At 74.1% G+C, this 13,458-nt stretch carries 9 protein-coding genes; 6 read left to right on the top strand and 3 right to left on the bottom strand.

Annotated elements, in window-relative coordinates:
* Window positions 1-136 precede the first annotated feature (136 nt).
* Complete coding sequence (locus tag AB0M28_RS08330; protein WP_365399729.1) at window positions 137-718, top strand: hypothetical protein; 582 nt, start codon at window positions 137-139, stop codon at window positions 716-718.
* A gap of 545 nt (window positions 719-1,263) precedes the next feature.
* Here the strand turns inward: AB0M28_RS08330 and AB0M28_RS08325 are convergent.
* Window positions 1,264-1,875 carry an LPXTG cell wall anchor domain-containing protein gene (locus AB0M28_RS08325; protein ID WP_365399726.1) on the bottom strand — a complete coding sequence of 204 codons (612 nt, stop codon included), beginning with the start codon at window positions 1,873-1,875 and terminating at the stop codon, window positions 1,264-1,266.
* Window positions 1,876-2,282: 407 nt separating this feature from the next.
* Here AB0M28_RS08325 and AB0M28_RS08320 point away from each other — a divergent pair, with 407 nt between their 5' ends.
* The 3 genes from AB0M28_RS08320 to AB0M28_RS08310 all read left to right on the top strand — a co-directional run bounded on the left by AB0M28_RS08320 (window position 2,283) and on the right by AB0M28_RS08310 (window position 7,702).
* Complete coding sequence (locus AB0M28_RS08320) at window positions 2,283-3,470, top strand: alanine--tRNA ligase-related protein (RefSeq protein WP_365399723.1); 1,188 nt, start codon at window positions 2,283-2,285, stop codon at window positions 3,468-3,470.
* 36 nt (window positions 3,471-3,506) lie between these two features.
* Window positions 3,507-4,202: a DUF2470 domain-containing protein gene (locus AB0M28_RS08315; RefSeq protein ID WP_365399720.1), complete on the top strand. Its 696-nt coding sequence runs from the start codon at window positions 3,507-3,509 to the stop codon at window positions 4,200-4,202.
* Between the two features lie 335 nt (window positions 4,203-4,537).
* Window positions 4,538-7,702: a BTAD domain-containing putative transcriptional regulator gene (locus AB0M28_RS08310; RefSeq protein ID WP_365399717.1), complete on the top strand. Its 3,165-nt coding sequence runs from the start codon at window positions 4,538-4,540 to the stop codon at window positions 7,700-7,702.
* Between the two features lie 15 nt (window positions 7,703-7,717).
* Here the strand turns inward: AB0M28_RS08310 and AB0M28_RS08305 are convergent, their stop codons facing one another.
* Both AB0M28_RS08305 and AB0M28_RS08300 read right to left on the bottom strand, forming a co-directional pair.
* Window positions 7,718-8,539 carry an ABC transporter permease gene (locus AB0M28_RS08305; protein ID WP_365399714.1) on the bottom strand — a complete coding sequence of 274 codons (822 nt, stop codon included), beginning with the start codon at window positions 8,537-8,539 and terminating at the stop codon, window positions 7,718-7,720.
* Window positions 8,536-9,516 carry an ATP-binding cassette domain-containing protein gene (locus AB0M28_RS08300; RefSeq protein WP_365399711.1) on the bottom strand — a complete coding sequence of 327 codons (981 nt, stop codon included), beginning with the start codon at window positions 9,514-9,516 and terminating at the stop codon, window positions 8,536-8,538. The genes AB0M28_RS08305 and AB0M28_RS08300 overlap by 4 nt, the downstream gene beginning before the upstream one ends.
* A gap of 136 nt (window positions 9,517-9,652) precedes the next feature.
* Between AB0M28_RS08300 and AB0M28_RS08295 the strand changes: the two genes are divergently transcribed.
* Entirely contained in the window at window positions 9,653-12,184 is a 2,532-nt protein-coding gene (locus tag AB0M28_RS08295; protein ID WP_365399708.1) for a sensor histidine kinase KdpD, read from the top strand.
* Between the two features lie 19 nt (window positions 12,185-12,203).
* Window positions 12,204-12,887: a response regulator gene (locus tag AB0M28_RS08290; protein ID WP_365399705.1), complete on the top strand. Its 684-nt coding sequence runs from the start codon at window positions 12,204-12,206 to the stop codon at window positions 12,885-12,887.
* Window positions 12,888-13,458: the final 571 nt, after the last annotated feature.

Below are 13,458 nucleotides of genomic sequence, written 5' to 3'. Positions count from 1 at the left end.
CACGGTACTCGTCCCGTGCGCCCTCCCGGGAGAGTGCGGCAACCGGGGCCGGGTACGCGGTGGTCGGATCCGTACAGGGGGTGTGGCGCCTACCGCCGGGGGGCGGGCGGTGGGACACTCGACTTGGGAGCGTGCGATGAAGTCGAAAGTGCTGCTGTGGCGCTGGCGGACCAACCCGCTCAGGCGCCGCGTCGACGTGCTCGAGTCCTGGATCGTGCTGCTCGCGGCCGTGTTCGCGATCGTGGGCGGCGCGGCGGCGGGCGTCGCCGTCGGCGCCGGACTGTACGACGCGATGATCGACCAGCGCGCGGAGCGGCAGCAGGTGCGGGCCGTGCTCGTCGAGGACCCCGAGCCGGCGAGGATCAGCACCATCGGAGTACACGACGACCGCCGCCGCGCCGTCGTCCGCTTCACCTCCGCCGACGGCCGGCCGGTGACCGCCACGGCCCGCGTCCCGGCGGGGCTCCAGGCCGGTGACAAGGCGACGGTGTGGACGGACGCCGCCCGCGAGCGCGTCACCCCGCCCCCGCCCGGCGACACGGACGCCCTGCTGCAGGCGACGCTCACGGGTGTGTCGGTGGCGGTGACCGTCGCCGGGCTGACCTGGCTGGCCCGGTGCCTGGTCGGGCGCCGGCTGGACCGGTCGCGCCTGCGGACCTGGGAGTACGAGTGGACCCGGGTCGGGCCCGAGTGGCGGCGCAAGCACGGGATGACGTAGGGCCTGTCCTTCGGATCCTGCCGGGGTGCGCGCAGCCCGCCACGGCGAAAGGGCGGCCATCGGCCGCCCTGATTCCTGTTCGGGGGGCCCGTAGCGACCGTTCGGGACGCAGTGCCCGTCGGCCAGGTCATCCGGCGGGAGTCTGCCGGCCGCCACGGCCACCCGCGGTGCATTCTGCCGCGGTACGGGGACGGGGGCCCAGGGCCGGGCGGGTACGCACCTGGGGCCGAACGGCCCCATGCCCGGGGGCCTGCCGTGCCGCCGGAGGCGGGCATGGCTCGGGCCGGTCCGGACTCACACCCCCCAGCTGAGCCCGGACCGGCCCGTCTTCCCCCCAGTGCCACGGATCGCCGAGGCCCGCCCAGCATGCCCCCGCCCGAGGGCGGCGCGCATGGGGCCGAATGGCCCTGGCGAAGGGCTGGCGGGGGGCGCGCGATGCACGCGGGGCGCATGCGGCCGCCCCACGTACGCCTCCCGCCGCGTGCGCCCCGCGCGTCCCCCGTGTCGCGCGGAGCGCACGGACCCGGTGGCGCGGCCGGACCTGGTCAGCCGCGCCTGCGGCGGGCGTGCATGAGCGCCGCCACGCCGAGCAGCAGGACTCCCGAGCCCGCCGCGCCCAGGGCCACCGCCGTGTCCGCGTCGCTGCCCGTGTCCGCCAGGTCCTTCTGCGGCGGGACGACGGCTCCGCGGTCCGCCGCCGGGGGAACGGTGCTGGGGGCGGGCGACGACGGTCGCGGGCCGGGCTCGTCGACCGGAGGCGCGGGCACGGGCGTCGTGGCAGCCGGCGTGGGTACCTCGTCGACCTCGTCGCCGGTGCCCGCCTGGGCGCCCGGGCCGTCGTCGGACTCGGCCGAGATGCCGATCCCCGCGCCCTCGCCCGGGCCGTCCTCGCCCTCGGCCGAGCCGCGCGTACCCGCGCCGGGCCCGTCGTCGGACTCCGCCGAGTCACCGCTCCCCGCACCCGAACCGGCCACCGGCTCGTCGAGGTCCTGGGCGGGGAGGACCTCCGGGGCGACGGCCCCGACGGACGCCGGGCCCACGGACGACGGGTGCCCCGCCTCGGCCGCCCAGCCGGGCACCGCGCCGAGGCCGGCGAAGGCCACGGTCACGCACATCATCTGCACGGGCCGGTGCAGGAGACCTGAAATGCGGTTCATGTACAGCTCGTTCCTCACGCGAACGGAAATCGGACAAAGGGCCACTGTGTCCGTAAGCGGGTCCGTCGCCGTCGCGAGACGTGCCGGGCGGGTTTTAGTCAGACCGCAGACAACCCTTCCGGGGCACCTCTCGCAGAAAACATCGAGCGTGTGCGCGGCGTCCGCTGCTACGGTGGGGAACATGAACGTCAGGCCCTGTACCCGTACCGTGACCGCGCGAGCGACCAGCTCCCCGGTTGCCGCTGCCTGACGCACTCATCCATCCGCCGGCGACCGGAAACGGTTCGCCGGTTTTTTGTGTTCCACCACTCCTTCTCCGGCCCCTTTTCCGGTTCGTCGTATCCGCGGCCCCCGCCTTTCCTCCGGCGGCGAGCCGCTTTCGAACCCGAACCGAAAGGGCCGAGACCATGAACTCCGAGCAGATCCTCTCCACTTTCACCTCCTTCTACCGGGAGCGCGGGCACCGTCCCGTCACGGGCAGCACCCTGCTCCCGCCGCCGGGTGACCCGGTGCTCTTCACCACCTCCGGCATGCATCCGCTCACGCCGTATCTGGAGGGCACCCGCCCGCATCCGCTGGGCGGCCGGCTGACCAACGTCCAGCGATGTCTGCGGACGACGGACCTCGACGAGGTCGGCGACGGCACGCATCTGACGGTCTTCGAGATGCTGGGGTCCTGGTCGCTCGGCGACTACAGCCACTCGCAGAGCCTGCGCTGGGGGTACGAACTCCTCACCGACGGCTACGGGTTCGACCCGGGGCGGCTGTACGTCACGGTCTTCGGCGGCGACGAACGGCTCGGGCCGGACACCTCGTCGCTGCGGACGTGGCAGGAGCTGGGCGTACCGGTGGAGCTCACCCGCGACGAGAACTGGTGGTCCAACGGCCCCACCGGGCCCTGCGGTCCCGACTCGGAGATCTTCGTGTGGACCGGCGACGGTCCGCCCGTATCGACACCGACCGGCGACGAGCGCTGGGTCGAGATCTGGAACCACGTGCTCATGGGCTACCGCCGGCACGAGGACGGCAGCCTCACCCCGCTGCCCCGGCCGAGCGTCGACACGGGCATGGGGCTGGAGCGGCTGGTCCCCCTGCTGCAGGGGAAGCGGTCGGTGTACGACTCCGACCTCTTCGAACCGTGGATGCGGCTGGTCCCCGGCGTGTGGGGGCTGAGCGGGGAGGAGCCGCGGCGGATCGTCAGCGACCATCTGCGCTCCTCGATCGTCGTCATCGGCGACGGTGTACTGCCGTCCAACACCGGCCGCGGCTATGTGCTGCGGCGGCTGGTACGGCGGCTGCTGACCGTCCTGTGGCGTGAGGACCCCTCGCGGACGCTGGGCGATCTGCCGCGGGAGCTGGTCGAGCACACGCGGCAGCACTTCCGGCAGGAGGACGGCGAGGTCGACGTGCGCGGGGTGCTGCTCGACGAGGAGCGGCGCTTCCGGGGGCTGCTGACGCGGGGGCGGAGCGTGCTCTCGCGGCCTCGGTTCTCGGGGCGGTCGCTGACGCCGGAGGACTTCCTCTACCTGCACGACACGCACGGGCTGCCGCGTGAGCTGGTGGAGGGGCTGCTCGACGAGAGTCTTGTGAGCTAAGGTAAGGCTTACCTAACTCTTTGGAGGTGCGTGCTCATGGCCGGCCCGACCGTCGCGGAACGTGTCCGCTCGGTGATCACCACGGCGGATTCGCTCCGCCTCACCCTGGACGGCTTCGGCTGCGATCTGGTCGGCCTGCACGACGTCTCCGACTCGGGGCGGATCGCCCTGCGGGTGCCCGCGGACAGCGCGCTCGCCGCGCGGGTGGTCTGCGCGCCGGACGGCGATCTGGCGGCGGTGCTCGACTTCACGGACGTGGCGCCGACGGCCGTGCGGGACCGGGTGCGGGCGCGGGTCGCGCTCTCCGGGTGGCTGGCGCCGGCCGAGCGGCAGGGCGAGGAGGACGTGGTCCTCCTCGACTTCGATCTCGCGATGGCGGTCCTCTCGACGGCCTCGGTGGAGGTGGAACTCGATCCGGAGGACCTCGAGGGGGTCGCCCCCGATCCGCTCGCCGCGGTGGAGGCGTCGCTGCTGCTGCACCTCGCCGACGCGCACGCGGATCTGGTCGGCACCCTCACGGCGCTGTGCGGGCCGCGGGCGCGGCGGGGGGTCGCGCGGGTCGTGCCCGTCGCGCTGGACGCGCGGGGGCTGGTGCTGAGGCTCGAGCGGTCGCGGACGTACGAGGACGTGCGGTTGCCGTTCGCGCGGGCGGCGCGGGATCGCGCCTCGGCGGCCGAGGCGATCCGGGAGCTGGTCGCCGAGGCGCAGGCGGCGTGCGCCCGCCGCCGCTGAGGCGCGGCCGCTTCCCCGGGGCGCTCGTAGTCCGGCGCTGTGCTGCGGCACGCCGTGCCGGGGGGTGCGATGAGGGTTGGGCCGGTCGCTCCACCGGACGGCAGGGCCGTGTGGGGCCGACCCTGCCGTCTCTCCCCGGGCCTGGCCGCGGGGAGGTCTGCGGTGCGGTGGGGCGTCAGCGGTGGCCGTTGCGGAGGTCGCGTCGACCGGGAGGGGAAACGGTACCGACGCCCCGAGAAACTTGGCAAGTACGCATCAACTACACGGAGTGCCGCGGCTACCAGGGCGGTGACCGGGCCAACCGGATGGTGGGGGAGCCCCGATAGGGTGCGGGGGTGACCATCCAGCTGCGTTTGCTCACCGGGGTGTCCTTTCGGGGGCAGGAGATCACCGCGCCGCGGCTGCGGGGGCTGCTGGCCCTGCTGGGCGGGGAGTTGCGGGCCGGATGCGGCACCGGCGCGCTCGTGGACGGGCTGTGGCCCGACGAGCAGCCCGAGAATCCCGTGCGGGCGCTGCGGATCCTCGTCTCCCGGCTCCGGGCGCAACTCGGCGCCGACGTCGTCGAGGCGACCCCCAGCGGGTACCGGCTCACGCTCGGCGCCGACGAGGTCGACAGCGCCGCGCTGCTGCTGCACGCCGAGGCGAGCGACCGGCGCGCACACGAGGGCGACCACGCCGCGGCGCTGCGCGAGGCCGAACAGGGGCTGGAGTTGTGGGACGGGGGCGGGGCGGGCGGGGACGAGCTGTACGACCCCGTGGCCGCGCTGCGCGCGGAGCGGATCAGCGCGCGCGGCGCCCTCGTCCGGGCCCACGCGCTCGCGCTCGCCCGTACCGGCCGACGGGCCGAGGCCGCCGGTCCGCTCGCGGAGCTGGCCGCCGAACTGCCGCGCGACGAGGAGGTGCTGGCCGAGCTGCTGCGCTGCGAGGCCGCCGCCAAGGGTCCCGCGGCCGCACTGGCCCGCTACGACGCGTACCGCAGAAGGCTGCGCGACGAGCTGGGCGCCGACCCGGGCCCGGCCGTGCGCGCCGTCCACCAGGAGCTGCTGCGCCCCGAGACCCCGGCGATACGGCAGGGTGTCCCGCACGAGCCGAATCCGCTGCTCGGACGCGAGGAGGACCTGGCCGCCGTCATCGGACTGCTGAACACCGCGCGCGTGGTGTCGATCGTCGGCCCGGGCGGACTGGGCAAGACCCGGCTCGCGTACGCCGTGGCCCGCGCCGCCGAGCAGCGCGTCGTACACGTCGTCCCGCTCGCCTCCGTCACCTCCGACGACGACGTGGCCGCGGAGGTCGCCTCCGTCCTCGGGGTCAGCGAGAACCGGCAGTTGGCGGGGATGGACCACGTCAGCGCCATCGCGGCCGCCCTCGGCGGCCAGGGCGCGCTGCTGGTCCTCGACAACTGCGAGCAGGTCCTGCGCGGCGCCGCCGACCTCGTACAGGCCCTGGTCTCCGCGACCCGCGAGCTGCGCGTCCTCACCACCAGCCGCTCCCCGCTCGACCTCAGCTCCGAGTCCGTCTACCGGCTGCCGGAGCTGAGCGCGTCCACCGCCGCCGAGCTGTTCGCACAGCGCGCCCGCGCCGCCCGTCCGGGGATCGAGCTGCCCGAGGACGCCGTACGCGAGCTGTGCGCCCATCTCGACGGACTGCCCCTCGCGGTGGAACTGGCCGCCGCCCGGGTGCGGGTGATGTCCGTGGCCGAGGTCAGCCGACGGCTGCGGGACCGCTTCGCCCTGCTCCGCGGCGGCTCCCGCGACGCCCCGCAGCGCCACCGTACGCTGCACGCGGTCGTCGACTGGAGCTGGAGCATGCTCGACGACGACGGCCGGCGCGCGATGCGGCGGCTCGCCTTCTTCCCCGGCGGCTTCGGCGCGGACGCCGCCGAACACGTGCTGGCGGACAGCGGCATCCCCGATGTGCTGCTGGTCCTCGAGCAGTTGGCCGGGCAGTCGCTGCTGCAGGTCGCCGACACCCCGGCCGGGGTGCGCTTCCGGATGCTGGAGACCGTACGGGAGTTCAGCGCGGTCCAGCGCGCCGAGACCGGGGAGGACCTGCCCGCCCAGGTCCGGTTCCTGGCCTGGGCGCGGGACTTCGGCGCCGCGTACCACGACGCGCTGTTCGGCCCCGACCCCGCGCCGGCCCTGACGCTCATCCGGGCCGACCAGGACAACCTGGCCCACGCCCTGCGCCTGGCTATCGCCGGCGACGAGCGCGCCACGGTCGCCGCCGTATCGGGTGTGCTGGCCGCGCTGTGGACGGTGGAGTCCGACTTCAGCCGCATGGTGGGGCTCGTACGCGACACGGCCTGGCCGCTGTCGCACTACCGCCCGGACGACGAGCTGACCGAGGCGACCCGCAGCGCCGCCGCCCTGTGCACCGCCACCCTCTTCAACGTCCGCGGCCCGCTCGCCTCCCGCCATCTGCTGGCCCTGCGCCGGCTGCCGGCCGCGCCGCCCGACACCCCGCTGCGCGCCATGGCCGTCGTGCTCGTCCAGCTCTCCGCGGGCCAGGACGACTCCGTACTCGACGAGCTGTGCGCCAGTACGGACCGGCTGGTGGCGGGCATCGCCAACGGCGCCGCCACCTTCTACTGGCAGAGCCGCAACGACATGGACCGCGCGCTGAAGACCGCGCAGCGCACCCTGGAGGCGTTCGAGGGCGGCCGCTTCCCGTGGCTGCTGGGCATCGCGCACGCGCGGATGAGCGAGCTGTGCATGCTGCTGGAACGCGGCGACGAGGCGCAGCGGCATCTGCTCGCCTCGCTGCGCATCCTGGACGACATCGGCTTCGGCGCCGACGAGATCGGCATCCGCTGGGCGATGGTCCTCACCAGCCTGCAGCTGGGCGAGATCGACCAGGCGGAGTACTGGCTGGAGCAGGCCCGGTCGCTGCCGCAGACGGACGAGGCCCTCGCCGCGCTGGTGCCCGACCTGGGCGCGCAGGCCGAGATCCATCTGGCCCGCGGCTCCGTCGCGGCGGGCCTCGGCCTGTGGCGCGAGGCGGTGCGGCGCGTCGAGGAGCCGGGCGTGGACCTCGCCGAACTCCGCGCGCACCTAGAGCCCTGGGCCCTGGAGCTGCGGGCCGCCGCCGTGATCGCGCACGCCCAGCACGGGCGGCTCGACCTGGTGCCGGAGCTGGTCGAGGCCCTCCCCGGCGCGCTGGAGGGCACGCTGGCCCCCGGCGTGCGGCCCCCGTCGGTGATGGACCTGCCGGTGTGCGGCGCCCTGCTGCTCGCCGTCGCCTTCACGGACCTGGCGGCGGCGCCGGACGGTACAGCGCCGGCCGACGCGGCCGTACGCACCCGCGCCGCGCGGATGATCGCCCTGGCCGAACGGCTGCGCTTCCTGCACAGCTTCCAGCCCACCATGTCCTCGGCCCGCGCCCGCGAGGCCGCCCGGGACGCCGACGGGCCGGCGTACGAGGAGGCGCTCTCCTCGTACGCCGGCCTGGACATGGAGGTCCTGCGCGGCTCTGCGCTGGAGCTGCTGCGGGAGCGGGGCTGACCCACCGCTCCACGGTCAGCTCCGCGGCCCCTGGTTGAACTTCGAGGTGGACCAGTAGTAGCCGAGCACCGCCAGCCCCAGGCACCAGGCGACGGCGAGCCAGCCGTTGTGGCCGATCTCCGTGCCGAGCAGCAGACCGCGCAGGGTCTCGATCGCCGGGGTGAAGGGCTGGTACTCCGCGATCGGCTGGAACCAGCCCGGCATCGCGTCCAGCGGGACGAACGCGCTGGACAGCAGCGGCAGCAGGATCAGCGGCATCGCGTTGTTGCTGGCGGCCTCGGCGCTCGGGCTGACCAGACCCATGCCGACCGCGATCCAGGTGAGCGCCAGGGCGAAGAGGGCGAGCAGCCCGAACGCCGCGAGCCACTCCAGGACGGTGGCGTCGGTGGAGCGGAAGCCGATGGCCACGGCGACCGCGCCGACGAGGACCACGCTGGCGACCGACTGCAGCACGCTGCCGACCACGTGCCCGATCAGCACCGACGGACGGTGGATCGCCATGGTGCGGAAGCGGGCGATGATGCCCTCGGTCATGTCGTTGGAGACGGAGACCGCGGTGCCGATCACCGTGGATCCGATCGTCATCAGCAGCAGGCCCGGGACGAGGTACGCGATGTAGGCGGAGCGGTCCGGGGCGCCGCCGGTGATGCCCGCGCTCATCGTGTCGCCGAAGACGTACACGAAGAGCAGCAGCAGCATGATCGGGGTGAGCAGCAGGTTCAGGGTCAGCGACGGGTAGCGCCGGGCGTGCAGCAGGTTGCGGCGCAGCATCGTGTTCGAGTCGCGTACGGCGAGGGAGATCCGGGACGGGCCGGTGGAAAGCTGCGTCGTGCTCATCGGGCGTTCTCCTTCTGGGCGGCCGGGGAGGCGGGGGCGGCGGGACGGGCGGTCAGGGCGAAGAACACGTCGTCGAGGTCGGGGGTGTGGACGCTCAGCTCGTCCGCCTCGATCTCGGCGGCCTCCAGCCAGTCCAGTACGGCGCGCAGCTCGCGCTGCGAGCCGCCGGAGGGCAGCTGCAGGACCAGGGACTCGTCGTCCCGCGTCACCTCGCGCAGGGCGCCTGCGGCCGCTTCGTACGCCTGGGGGTCGTCGAAGCGCAGCCGGATGTGGCCGCCGGGAACGAGGCGCTTCAGCTCGGCGGCCGAACCCTCGGCGGCGATCTTCCCGTCGTGCAGGACGGCGATCCGGTCGGCGAGCTGGTCCGCCTCCTCCAGGTACTGGGTGGTGAGGAAGACGGTGGTGCCGCCCGAGACCAGCTCGCGGATGATCTGCCACATGTTGTGCCGGCTGCGCGGGTCCAGACCCGTGGTCGGCTCGTCGAGGAAGATGATCGACGGGCTGCCGACCAGCGTCATCGCGATGTCGAGGCGGCGCTTCATACCGCCGGAGTAGGTGGAGGCGGGCTTCTTCGCGGCCTCGACGAGGTCGAAGCGCTCCAGCAGCTCCGCGGTCACCCGGCGGCCCTCCGCGCGGGAGAGGTGGTTCAGGTCCGCCATGAGGAGCATGTTCTCCTCGCCGGTGATCAGACCGTCGACGGCGGAGAACTGCCCCGTGACGCCGATGACGGAGCGGACCGCCTGCGCCCGGGCGGCGACGTCGTGGCCGCCGACGCGGAGGTCGCCGGCGTCGGCGGGGATCAGGGTGGACAGGATGTTCACGGCCGTGGTCTTGCCGGCCCCGTTCGGCCCGAGCAGCGAGAAGATGCTGCCGGCCGGCACGTGCAGTTCGATTCCGTCGAGGACCGTCTTGTCCCCGTAGGCCTTGCGCAGCCCGGTGGCCGCGATGGCGGGTGCGGTGTGCGTCGTCGTTGTCATGCCCCGAAGCCTGCGGCGCACCGGGCTCAGCGGGGTTTCAGCGCGGTTTCAGCCCCCGGGAGCAGGTGAAACCGCAGGTCGCGGCAGTGCGCGGCGGGCCGCCTCGAAGCTCCTCGGCGCGACGCACAATGGCCTCATGGGACGAGGCACACTGCGGATCCACCTCGGGTCCGCTCCCGGCGTGGGCAAGACGTACGCGATGCTCTCCGAGGGGCACCGGCGGCTGGAGCGGGGTACGGACGTGGTGGTCGGGTTCGTGGAGTGCCACGGGCGGCCGCGGACCGAGGTGATGCTGCACGGGCTGGAGCAGGTGCCGCGGCGGGAGCTGGCGTACCGGGGGAGTTCCTTCACGGAGATGGACGTGGACGCCGTGCTGGCACGGCGGCCGGAGGTGGCGTTGGTCGACGAGCTGGCGCACACCAACGTGCCCGGTTCGCGGAACGGGAAGCGGTGGCAGGACGTCGAGGAGCTGCTGGCCGCGGGCATCGACGTGATCTCCACCGTCAACATCCAGCATCTGGAGTCGCTGGGCGACGTGGTGGAGAACATCACCGGGGTGCGGCAGCGCGAGACCGTGCCCGACGAGGTCGTGCGCAGGGCGGACCAGATCGAGCTGGTCGACATGTCGCCGCAGGCGCTGCGGCGGCGGATGGCGCACGGCAACATCTACGCGCCGGACCGGGTGGACGCCGCCCTGTCGAACTACTTCCGGCCGGGGAACCTGACCGCGCTGCGGGAGCTGGCGCTGCTGTGGGTGGCCGACCGGGTGGACGAGTACCTGCGCGAGTACCGCAGCGAGCACGACATCCGCACCACCTGGCAGGCCCGCGAGCGGATCGTCGTCGGCCTGACCGGCGGCCCGGAGGGCGGCACGCTCATCCGCCGGGCCAAACGCCTCGCCACCAAGGGGTCCGGGGGCGAGGTGATGGCCGTGCACGTGTCGCGCGGCGACGGGCTGTCGGCCGCGGCCGCCTCGCCGAAGGAGCTGGCGGTGCAGCGGACGCTGGTGGAGGACCTGGGCGGGACCTACCACCATGTGATCGGTGACGACGTACCGACCGCGCTGCTGGAGTTCGCGCGCGGGGTGAACGCGACGCAGATCGTGCTGGGTTCCAGCCGGCGCAGGCCCTGGCAGTACGTCCTCGGGCCGGGCGTGGGGGCCACCGTGGCCCGGGACTCGGGCGCGGACCTGGACGTGCACATCGTCACGCACGACGAGGTGGCCAAGGGGCGCGGCCTGCCGGTGGCCCGGGGTGCGCGGCTGGGCCGGGGGCGGATCGTCGCCGGCTGGCTGACCGGGCTCGCCGGGCCCGCGCTGCTCACCCCGCTGCTGCTCGGCGCGGGCGGCGACTTCGGGTTCGCCAACACCGTGCTGGCGTTCCTCGTCGCCACGGTCGGCGCCGCGCTGCTGGGCGGGATGCTGCCCGCGCTGGCCTCGGCGGCGTTCGGCTCGCTGCTGCTGAACTACTACTTCACCGAACCCACGCACACGCTCACGGTCGACGACCCCCACAACATCGTCGCCATCGCCGTCTTCTTCGCCGTGGCCGCCGCCGTCGCCTCCGTGGTGCACCTGGCGGCCCGCCGTACCGACCAGGCGGCCCGGCTGCAGGCCGAGGCCCAGGTGATGTCGTTCCTCGCCGGCACGGTGCTGCGGGGCGAGACGAGCGTGGAGGCGCTGCTGGAGCAGATGCGGGTGACCTTCTCCATGGACTCCGCCGCCCTGCTGGAGCGCGGCGGGGACCCCGACGGCTGGGTCTGCGTGGGGAAGGCCGGCGAGGCGCCGCCGCGCTCCCCCGACGAGGCGGACGTGGACCTGCCCGTCGGCGACGGCCTCACCCTCACCCTGACCGGCCGCAAACTGCCGGCCGCGGACCGGCGCGTCCTCGGCGCGTTCGCCGCGCAGGCGGCCACCGTGCTGGACCGGCAGCGGCTGGAGGCGGAGGCGGCCGAGGCGCGCAAGCTCGCCGAGGGCAACCAGATCCGCACCGCGCTGCTCGCCGCCGTCAGCCACGATCTGCGCACCCCGCTCGCCGCGATCAAGGCGTCCGTCAGCTCCCTGCGCTCCGACGACGTGGAGTGGTCGGACGAGGACGAGGCCGAGCTGCTGGAGAGCATCGAGGCGGGTGCCGACCGGCTCGACGCGCTGATCGGGAACCTGCTCGACATGTCCCGGCTGCAGACCGGCACCCTCGCGCCGCTGCTGCGTCCCGCCGCGCTCGACGAGGTCGTGCCGATGGCGCTGGCCGGAGTGCCGGAGGACAGTGTGGTGCTGGACGTCCCCGAGAGCCTGCCGCTGGTCCGGGTCGACCCCGGGCTGCTGGAACGGGCGGTCGCCAACGTGGTGGAGAACGCCGTCAAGTACAGTCCGGCCGGAGAGAAGGTGCTGGTCAAGGCCAGCGCGCTGGCGGACCGGGTGGAGCTGCGGGTGCTGGACCAGGGGCCGGGCGTCCCGGACGCCGGGAAGGACCGGATCTTCGAGCCGTTCCAGCGGTACGGCGACGCGCCGCGCGGCGCCGGGGTCGGGCTGGGGCTCGCCGTGGCGCGTGGCTTCACCGAGGCCATGGGCGGGACACTGGCGGCGGAGGACACCCCCGGCGGGGGACTGACGATGGTGCTCACTCTCGAGGCGGCGGACAGCGACGTGCCCGCGCGGGTGGCGGGCTGAGCGACGGAAGGCGGGTGCGATGCACCGGGTGCTGGTGGTCGACGACGAGCCGCAGATCGTGCGGGCGCTGGTCATCAACCTGAAGGCGCGGAAGTACGAGGTGGACTCCGCGTACGACGGCGCGACCGCGCTGCGGCTGGCGGCCGAGCGCCATCCCGACGTGGTGGTCCTGGACCTCGGACTGCCGGACATGGACGGCGTGGACGTGATCCGCGGCATCCGCGGCTGGACCCGGGTGCCGATCCTGGTGCTGTCGGCGCGGCACTCCTCCGACGAGAAGGTGGCGGCGCTGGACGCGGGGGCGGACGACTACGTCACCAAACCCTTCGGGATGGACGAGCTGCTGGCGCGGCTGCGGGCCGCGGTGCGGCGGGCGGAGCCCGTGTCCGCGGCGGAGGGGGCGGTCACGGTCGAGACGGAGAGCTTCACGGTCGACCTCGCCGCGAAGAAGGTGCGGCGCAACGGGGCGGACGTGCGGCTGACGCCGACGGAGTGGCATCTGCTGGAGGTGCTCGTCCGCAACTCGGGGCGGCTGGTCAGCCAGAAGCAGCTGCTCCAGGAGGTCTGGGGGCCGTCGTACGGGACGGAGACGAACTACCTGCGGGTGTACGTGGCGCAGTTGCGCCGGAAGCTGGAGGGCGATCCCGCCCATCCCCGGCACTTCGTCACGGAGCCGGGGATGGGGTACCGCTTCGAGCCCTGAGGCCGTTTGCCGTTTGCCGTTTGCCGTTTGCCCAGGCCCGTGGCGGTGTGTCGGGTGGGTCTCGTTCGGCCCAGTGCGTACAACCTTCCGTGGGGGCGGTGAGTCCACGTGGTCGCGGGGGAATGGGAGAGAAGTCCGGAAGGGACCAGGTGGCGTCCGATGACGCGTAGTGACGGAGGGTGTCTCCCCCGCCAGGACGGCGATGGCGACCCTGAGGCCGTGGTGCGGTGGCTGCTGCGGCGCGCGGACCTTTTGCGGCAGATGCTGAGCCTCGGTCCGGCGGAGGCGCCGGCCGCGGCGGGGCGGGCGCCGGGGGGCGGCGCGTAGGCCGGTCGGCGCCTCGGCCGCCCGGGCCCGCCCCCGGGCGTGCGCTGGCCCCACCGCCCCTTGGCAGGGGCCACCTGCCTCGCCCGTGTCCCGCCCGCACGGCGGTGCCCACGCTCGCCGCCCGCCGCCGTGGTCCCGGGGGCCTCTTGGGTGCGGGGCCGCTGCGCCCGCCCGTGCCGCCCCCTGGGCGGCCCAGCCGCCCGCAGCGGTGTGAACCGCACCCGGTGCGGCCATCCGGCGGGGC

This window comes from Streptomyces sp. NPDC051940 (genome assembly GCF_040680895.1).
GTDB lineage: Bacteria > Actinomycetota > Actinomycetes > Streptomycetales > Streptomycetaceae > Streptomyces.
The sequence above is the reverse complement of the archived record's forward strand: the minus strand, read 5'-3'. Positions and strand labels throughout refer to the sequence as shown.

Excerpts from the sequence above, each read along its gene's own strand:
- AB0M28_RS08330 (WP_365399729.1), top strand. The coding sequence starts at position 137 with ATGAAGTCGAAAGTGCTGCTGTGGCGCTGGCGGACCAACCCGCTCAGG.
- AB0M28_RS08325 (WP_365399726.1), bottom strand. The coding sequence starts at position 1,875 with ATGAACCGCATTTCAGGTCTCCTGCACCGGCCCGTGCAGATGATGTGC.
- AB0M28_RS08320 (WP_365399723.1), top strand. The coding sequence starts at position 2,283 with ATGAACTCCGAGCAGATCCTCTCCACTTTCACCTCCTTCTACCGGGAG.
- AB0M28_RS08315 (WP_365399720.1), top strand. The coding sequence starts at position 3,507 with ATGGCCGGCCCGACCGTCGCGGAACGTGTCCGCTCGGTGATCACCACG.
- AB0M28_RS08305 (WP_365399714.1), bottom strand. The coding sequence starts at position 8,539 with ATGAGCACGACGCAGCTTTCCACCGGCCCGTCCCGGATCTCCCTCGCC.
- AB0M28_RS08300 (WP_365399711.1), bottom strand. The coding sequence starts at position 9,516 with ATGACAACGACGACGCACACCGCACCCGCCATCGCGGCCACCGGGCTG.
- AB0M28_RS08295 (WP_365399708.1), top strand. The coding sequence starts at position 9,653 with ATGGGACGAGGCACACTGCGGATCCACCTCGGGTCCGCTCCCGGCGTG.
- AB0M28_RS08290 (WP_365399705.1), top strand. The coding sequence starts at position 12,204 with ATGCACCGGGTGCTGGTGGTCGACGACGAGCCGCAGATCGTGCGGGCG.